We start from the raw sequence: 7,861 nt of genomic DNA on the forward strand, positions 1-7,861 counted from the left end.
TCTGGTGGTCTTGCGAAGTTCCGGGCCCGTGCTTTTTCTGAACGAAGGCGACCGGTACCGGCTGCGCACCGACGCGTTCGAATTCGCGACCGCGCCGCGCGGCGGCTTCACCGGAATGGCTGCGGCGGATTACGACCGCGACGGCAAACTCGACCTCTATCTCTGTTGTTACGTTTACTTCCAGAGCGAGGCGCAATATACCTACCCGTCGCCCTATCACGACGCGCGGAATGGACCTCCGAACTTCCTTTTCCGCAATGAACTGGACACTCGCGGCTCGGGCAGTTTTCGCGATGTCACGGCTGAGGTCGGGCTCGACCAGAATAACGATCGCTTCAGCTTCGCGCCGGCGTGGTGCGACACCACGGGCGACGGCTGGCCGGACCTCTATGTCGCCAATGACTTCGGCCGCAAGAATTTCTATCGCAACCGGCAGGGACGGTTTCGAGACGAGGCCGCCGCGGCCGGCGTCGAAGACATCGGCCCGGGCATGAGCGCCGCGTGGTTCGATTACGACGGCGATGGCCGGCCGGATTTATATGTCGCCAACATGTGGACTGATGCTGGATTGCGGGTTACCTCCGACGAGCACTTCAAGCCCGCCGAGCAGCAGAAAGACGCTTATCGCGGGCACACGATGGGCAATTCGCTGTTTCGCAATACAGGTGATGGAGTCTTTCGGGACACGACCGCGCAACAGCGTGCCGGGTTTGGGCGCTGGGCGTGGTCGTCGGGCGGTCATGATCTCGACAATGATGGACACCCCGAGATCGCCATTACCTGCGGGATGTTAACGAATACGTCGACCACGGACCTCAGCAGTTTTTTCTGGCGTCAGGTGGTGGCGCGCTCTCCGGATAACGCGAGTCCATCGGCCGCTTACGAGAAGGGATGGAACGCGATCAATCAATTCCTCCGCGAAGATCTGAGTTGGAACGGCCGCGAGCCGAACGTGCTCCACGCGCGGCGCGGCGACCGGTTTTTCGACGTCTCCGGCGTGAGCGGGTTCGATTTCGCCGACGATAGCCGGGCGTTTGCTGTCACGGATTTCGATGGAGATGGACGGCCGGACATTATCCTGAAGAGTCGTCTGGGTCCGCAGCTCCGATTGCTGCAGAACAACTGCACCGGCGGGCGGTCATCCATTGCCTTTCGGCTGCGCGGGACGAAGTCGAACCGCGATGCGATCGGCGCGCGCGTTGAGGTGGATGGGCAGGCCAAGTGGCTGGACGCCGGGTCGGGATTTCTTTCGCAACACAGCAAACGAATGATCTTCGGACTTGGTTCGAGCACGCGGATTCAGGCGGTCAAGATCACGTGGCCATCGGGTTTGGTGCAGGACTTTTCGGATCTGGAAGCAGGCCGGACGTACAGCTTGACTGAGGGATCGGCGGAGATCACGTCGGAGCCATTCCGGGCGCATCGGGCTTTACCGGCCGGGGCGCTCTCGGCGGATAACGACATGCGCTCGCACGATACGTGGTTTTTGCAGCCGGTTCCGCTGCCGTCGAAGGGCGCGGGTCCGGGTCTGTTCGTGATCCGCGAAAAATCGCAGCGCGATGAAATCTTCCGCCGGTATCTGTTCGATTGGCGTGCTCCGCTGGAGCCTCCGCTGGCGTTCCTTTTGAATCAGGACGGCGACGCGGTGAAGGTTTATGGATCGGTTCCCTCGACCGAAGAAGTGCGCGCGGACATCCGCCTGATTGACACTCCCGTGGAACCGCGCGCGCTGCCTTTCGGCGGCTTCTTCATCAAGCAGCCCAAGCGCGATTACTTCAAGTTCGGCGCGGGCTTTCTGTGGGCCGGTATGCCTGACGAGGCGCTGCCGTATCTGGAGCGCGTGCTGCGGCAGACGCCCGAGAATGCCCGGGTCTGGACACTCGTGGGTCAGGTACAACTCGAACTGGATCACTGGGACGAAGCGCAGCGCGCGTTCACGAAAGCCGCCGGGCTTGATCCTGCGTCGGTGAATGCGTGGATCGGACTCGGCGACGTGGGCGCGAAACGCGGCGAGCAGCAAGCGGCGGCCGATTCCTATCGCAAAGCTCTTACGCTCGAGCCGCAATCCGCGGAAGCAGCCAACGGATTAGGCCTCGCGTCGGCGAAGCTCGGGGACCTTACGGCGGCGCAGCAGCAGTTCGAGCGGGCGATTGCGATCCGCCGCGATTATGCCGAGGCGATCAACAATCTCGCCGTGCTTTTTGCGCAGCGCGGCAAACTGAATGATGCGATCGCGGCGTGGCAGTACGGGATCCAGGTGGCGCCCGACGAAGCTATACTCTACTTGAACCTGGGCAGAACTTACATCAGCATGGGACAGAAAGACAGGGCGCGAACCACGATGCAGCAGTTACTCGATCGCGATCAAGGCAACGAAACGGCGCGGCGTGCGTTGCAGGAGTTGAGTACAAGGTAAGCTTATGTCTCCTTTCTTGGTGGCAGCTTTCTTTTTGGCGCAGGTGCATGCCGCGGAGGGCCGGTGTGTCGGGCCTTCGCCGACCTCGCTGTTAGTTGCACCGGGGCAGCCGCCCTTGCTTAGTTTTCGTTTGTACGAAGGTAGGCAGCACTATCGCGAAGCGGGACTCGATTTGATGCTGGATGATGCGGGACATTAGTTGTGCGCCAATGAACGCCGATGAACGCCGATGGCCTGCGGCCACCGTCGGCGCCGGCGACTGCAGACCACCAAGGATGATAAGGGACCGTACAGCCCCACTCCGAGCCCGACCGAAAGGGAGGGTCCGCCGCCGTCAGCCGCGTGGACCCTGGCCGGGCGGAACGGTGTATGCTGGGGGTCATTTTCGAGGCAGCCGCGACGGCCACAGAGCCTTGCGCTTCGGGGCATTCCGCTCTCTCGCGGTAAAAAGCATTCGAAGGTTCTTTTTCCGTAGCACCAGCTCCATGACTGTCGCGGCTCAGAATGCAAGTCGCCCGCCCGGACGGTTCCTGTTACCGAGCGCCGGCCGCAGGCCATATGCGGTTCATCGACGGCAAACAAGCCTTTTGTGGTCTGCGGCTTTGTTGCTTTTTGCAAGTAACCTGATAGCGGGTAGTCTGGAAGATGGCATTGTAGCTTTCAATGAAGGCCGTTACTCGACAGCTCTTTTGCTGCTGCGGCGGGCCGTGGATGAAGGCCGCGGACGGCCGGCGCACATCTTTCTGGCACTTACCGAAGCAGCGACCAACGATTGTAAGTCTGCGCTGCCGTCTTTGTTACCGGAAGCGCGCAATGCTACAGACCAACTTAGTCTACTAGCGGGTCTGGCCGCTGCAAGATGCCAGTCCGCGGATGGAGACGCGACGTCTGCGCTCGCTACACTCGATGCGCTGAAACAGCATTTCGCGAAGAACGCCGACGTCCTCTATCTCTCGGCCGAAATCGAAATGACCGCGTTCAACAACACCACGCTCGCGATGTTCAAGGATGTGCCATCGTCCTATCGAACGCACCAGCTCTCGGCGGAGATTCTCGAGGTCCAAGGCCGATTCGCCGACGCCGTTTCGGAGTATCGAAAGGCAATTGTGTTGAATCCGAGAGCGCCCGATCTGCATTACCGCATGGGGCGCGCGATTCTGTTAGGGAGTCATTCGCCCGAAGCGCTCAGCCAGGCCGCTGGCGCATTCACAGCGGAGCTGCAGATCAATCCCGAAGACAGCGGTTGTTACTTTCAGCTCGCTCAAGTCGCCGAGGTGCAGGGCCATGGCGGCGAGGCGATCGCGCAATACGAAAAAGCGCTGCAGTTGTCGCCGGCGTTCGTGAATGCGATGATTGGGCTGGCCAAAATCTACCTGCAGCAAAACGAAACGGCACGCGCCTTGCCGCTTCTGGAGAAGGCGGCCACGCTGCAACCGGACAACGAAGCGGCTCACTACGCCCTGCTCAAGGCGTATCGCAACAGCGGAAACATGGAGCAGGCTAAAGAGCAGAAGGCGATTCTGGACCGCCTGGAGAAACCCCCCGACAGCGAGTTTTCGGATTTTCTCAAAAAGCTCGGCGATAAGACGCCGCAACAATAGCGCCGAAACCATGAAGACCTGCATCGTGCTGGCGCTCGTTTGTGCGGCTTCGGCGCTCGTGTCCGATCAGCCGACGCAATCGATGCCGCGCTTTGAAAACATCGCCGGCGCGAGCGGCATCCATGACGTCTTTCCCAATGGCGGCGTTACGTCGAAGAAGTACATCCTCGAAACCACCGGCAGCGGCATTGCTTTTATCGATTACGACAACGATGGTTTGCTTGATCTATTCGTACTTTCCGGCGACGGCGGGACCAATCGCATGTACCACAACGAAGGTCACGACCGCTTTCGCGATGTTACCGATCAGCTCGGTCTGCGTTCTTCCGGATGGGCGCAGGGCGTGTGCGCTGGAGACTACGACAACGACGGATATACCGATATCTTTGTCACTTACTGGGGCCGGAATCGTCTCTACCGCAACATCGCGGGCACCCGCTTCGAAGATGTAACTAAGGCGGCGCACTTATCAGAGGATCGAACCCGATACAACACCGGTTGTGCTTTCGTCGACGTGGACCTGGATGGTCACGCCGACCTATTCGTCGCAAATTACCTGAGATTCGACCCGGCGACGAATCCGTTGCCGGCCGCAAACCCTTACTGCTATTACCGGGGTATTCCGGTTAGTTGCGGTCCGCGCGGACTGCCTTTCGACCGGAACCTGCTTTATCGCAACAACGGCGATGGCACGTTCACCGATATCTCAGAGTCTTCCGGAGTTGCGGAACCGTTCGGGCACTACTCGCTCGGCGTTCTTACCGGAGATTTCAACGGCGACGGGTTGCCGGACATCTATGTGGCGTGCGATCAAACGCCGTCGCTGCTGTATCTAAACAAGGGTCACGGAAAGTTCGAGGAGACCGCCGTACTTAGCGGCGTTGCGTTCGACGACAACGGAAAAGCCATGTCCGGCATGGGAGTGGCCGCCGGAGACTACAACCACACGGGCCTCCTGAGTATCTTCAGGACGAATTTCTCGGACGAATACGAGACCTTCTATCGCAATCGCGGCGACGGAAACTTCGACGAAGTGACGCTTACCGTCGGACTGGGCCAAAACACGCGATACGTTGGCTGGGGCGCCGGGTTTTTCGACTTCGATAACGACGGCTGGAAAGACTTGTTGCTCGTCAACGGCCATGCATTCCCGGAAGTGGATTCGCTCGGCATCGATATCCACTACAAGGATCGCGCCATTCTGTATCAGAACCTGGGAGGCGACAGATTCAAGGACATCACGCTCCGTGCAGGTCCCGGTCTGCTGGAACCTCACTCCTCGCGCGGCGCGGCCTTCGGCGACATCGAGAACGATGGTTCAATGGAGATCGCGATCAACAATCAGAACGAGACCCCATCACTGCTGAAGAACACCAATCCGGTTGCGGGGCACTGGCTCGCACTGAAACTGATCGGCACGCGATCGAATCGCAGTGCGCTGGGAGCGCGGGTTCGTGTCACCGTAGCGGGTCGAACGGAACTCGATGAAGTCCGCAGCGGCGGAAGCTATCTGTCACAAAACGATCTGCGTCTCCATTTCGGGCTTGGGCCGTCGCGCTTCGCCGATCGGATCGAAATCGCGTGGCCGTCGGGAACCCGGCAGGTATTGACGCATCAGACCGGCGATACTACGCTGACAGTCCGGGAGCCCTGATACTCCTCCGCAGCGGCGGAAGTCCGATTTCTGCCCAGAAGCTTCGCTTGATAGAGAGCGCGATCGGCCATCGCAACCAGGGAATTCGAGGTGTCCCGATGGTCGGGAACCATGGTCGCGCAGCCCACACTTATAGACAGGCGACCGTGGGAACCGGATCCCCGGTGAGCGATCGCGAGGTCGAACACGGCGACTCGCATTCGTTCCGCAACCATCGGCGCTCCGATTTCGTCGCAATCGGGCAATATCACCGCAAATTCCTCGCCGCCGTAGCGCGCTACCAGATCGCGATCACGGAGTGGAACCGATGTTAACGCCTCCGCCACCCGTTTCAGGCACTCGTCCCCGTGCTGATGCCCGTATTCGTCGTTGAGATCTTTGAAGTGATCGATGTCCAGCAAAAGCAGCGAGACGGGTGACAGCGACCGCGCGGACCGTTTGAACTCCGCGTCCAGAGTTTCATCGAACTGGCGGCGGTTCGGGATTCCGGTGAGCCCATCCTTGAAAGACAGGTTCCTGAAAACCACATTCTGGTTCTGAATCACTGCCGTCTGTTCAGCGATGCGATGCCTCAGTACGGCCACCCAGCCGAGAACGCACAGAGTGATCGCGAGCGCTCCCACCAGCAAGGGGAAGAGGTGATTCGGGGTCCACCACGAAGGCCGCTGGAGAACAGCCACGTCTTCGGGCGAGCGCAATAGGATCCGAAACGAGCTTGGGACCGACAAGACTTCCTGAATATCCCCGATTGTCTCAATCTGGACGGAACAGATTCCGGTCACGCGGAGCGTGCTTCCTTCTTCCCAATCCGGAACCGCACTTGCCCACCGGCGATCCGGAAGAACAACGCGAAAGAGGAATTTCCCTGCTGCCAGCACCATGGTGGGATCTTTTGCCACACGGCTCTTGCCGATCACACGCCCTTCGATCTGTACCAGCCGGGCATCGTAATCTCCCTGCATCGCCTGTTCGGCGGTGACCGGGGTCGCCACGACGGTTTGACCCGAACCAGCGGACCGCATGCGCGCGTCGGTCAGGGTCGGCGTCATACCGCCGATCGCCGGAAACCCAACGATGTCCACCAACTCGCCGTTTGCAAAATGCGCCGTTTCGCTGGTCTGAACACAAAGGCCATTGACGGCAGCTGTTTCCTGAATACAAACGGAGCGGCCGGGCCATTGCAGCGACACGGTTCCCCGGACGCGCACTAGCCTCTGAAAAACTATCTTAGGTGTATAGGACAGAAGGCGGTCAATCGGCAGCGCAGGAAGCTGGAACGGATTGGCCGTCGCGGGCTCCTCGATCTTCACCTGCTTCAGGTCGGGAAACACGATTCGGACTCCCGTCATCTGCTGCTTGCCGTTAACAACCGGGACAGCATTCCCATGCAGGGTGATCATCGCGTCAACGAGCCGGCTGTAGTTTGCGCCGTCTTCGCGCAGGGTGGTGGCGTAGATAAAACCATCGCTCAACATGATCCCCAAATTGACATGGCGGCCGATCTCCCGGACCGATCGCACCACTCCTTCGACCTCAATCCATGCCCCGTCGTGCTTACCTCTCAGCAGATCGGTCAGGCTCACGCGCGGCGCCGCGGCCGGAAAACGAGACTTCCCGACCACGCGAACGCTCGATCCATTCACGATGGGAGCAAAATCTCCTAAACCGCTGGTTCCGTTCACTTCAAGCAGCCTGCCGGGCACAATCGGACCGCGCGGCGGGGAGGAAAGAGCGACGAACACGGACCCGCTCGCGTCATGAACGAGCAACGCTATATGGCGGGAGTCAACATATGGATCGTAGTAGGTGGCGACGGCGCGCAGGCGAACCGGGTACCCTCGCCGTGCTTCCTCCACGGTGAGGCTGTGCACAGCGCGAGCCTTCGTCAGCACGCGCATTGGTCCGCTGGCAGGGCTCGCCGTCGGCGGCAGGCAGCCGACAATGCAAGCGGCGCAGATCCAAATTGCCGCGCGCCTTCGCACTTTTCTCCTGATGTCTTCGTGAAGCCAACCCATCAAGCAGCTAATCGGATGTTGATCGCGAGCACTTTAGGGAGTCGGGCGAAATTGCGCCTGCATCTCACGTAGAATCGGGAATACCCCGATGAGTTCTCCGTGGAACAGCGGACGCAGCCCGCGACAGATTGCGCACTCCATCGCGCACAGCCGGCGCGAGTTCCTCCGTGCCGCT

The 7,861-nt window shown here is 60.1% G+C and carries 5 protein-coding genes; 4 read left to right on the forward strand and 1 reads right to left on the reverse strand.

Annotated elements, in window-relative coordinates; translation table 11 throughout:
• The 4 genes from H1Y01_RS12045 to H1Y01_RS12060 all read left to right on the forward strand — a co-directional run.
• A partial coding sequence (locus tag H1Y01_RS12045; RefSeq protein WP_219341491.1) for a CRTAC1 family protein occupies nt 1–2,416 on the forward strand: 2,416 nt, incomplete at its 5' end.
• 4 nt (nt 2,417–2,420) lie between these two features.
• Nucleotides 2,421–2,615: a hypothetical protein gene (locus H1Y01_RS12050; RefSeq protein ID WP_180540767.1), complete on the forward strand. Its 195-nt coding sequence runs from the start codon at nt 2,421–2,423 to the stop codon at nt 2,613–2,615.
• A gap of 406 nt (nt 2,616–3,021) precedes the next feature.
• On the forward strand, nt 3,022–4,017 hold the full coding sequence (locus H1Y01_RS12055; RefSeq protein WP_180540768.1) for a tetratricopeptide repeat protein: 996 nt from the start codon (nt 3,022–3,024) through the stop codon (nt 4,015–4,017).
• 10 nt (nt 4,018–4,027) lie between these two features.
• Nucleotides 4,028–5,671, forward strand: coding sequence for a CRTAC1 family protein (locus H1Y01_RS12060; protein ID WP_219341492.1), 1,644 nt, complete (start codon nt 4,028–4,030; stop codon nt 5,669–5,671).
• On the opposite strand, the gene H1Y01_RS12065 is transcribed toward H1Y01_RS12060, so the two are convergent.
• The gene (locus tag H1Y01_RS12065) at nt 5,632–7,542 is read right to left on the reverse strand and encodes a GGDEF domain-containing protein (protein WP_180540769.1); all 1,911 of its coding nucleotides are present in this window, start codon (nt 7,540–7,542) and stop codon (nt 5,632–5,634) included. The two genes, H1Y01_RS12060 and H1Y01_RS12065, sit on opposite strands and share 40 nt — an antisense overlap.
• Between the last annotated feature and the right edge of the window lie 319 nt (nt 7,543–7,861).

Source organism: Nevskia soli, from assembly GCF_903970205.1.
Lineage (GTDB): Bacteria > Acidobacteriota > Terriglobia > Bryobacterales > Bryobacteraceae > Bog-113.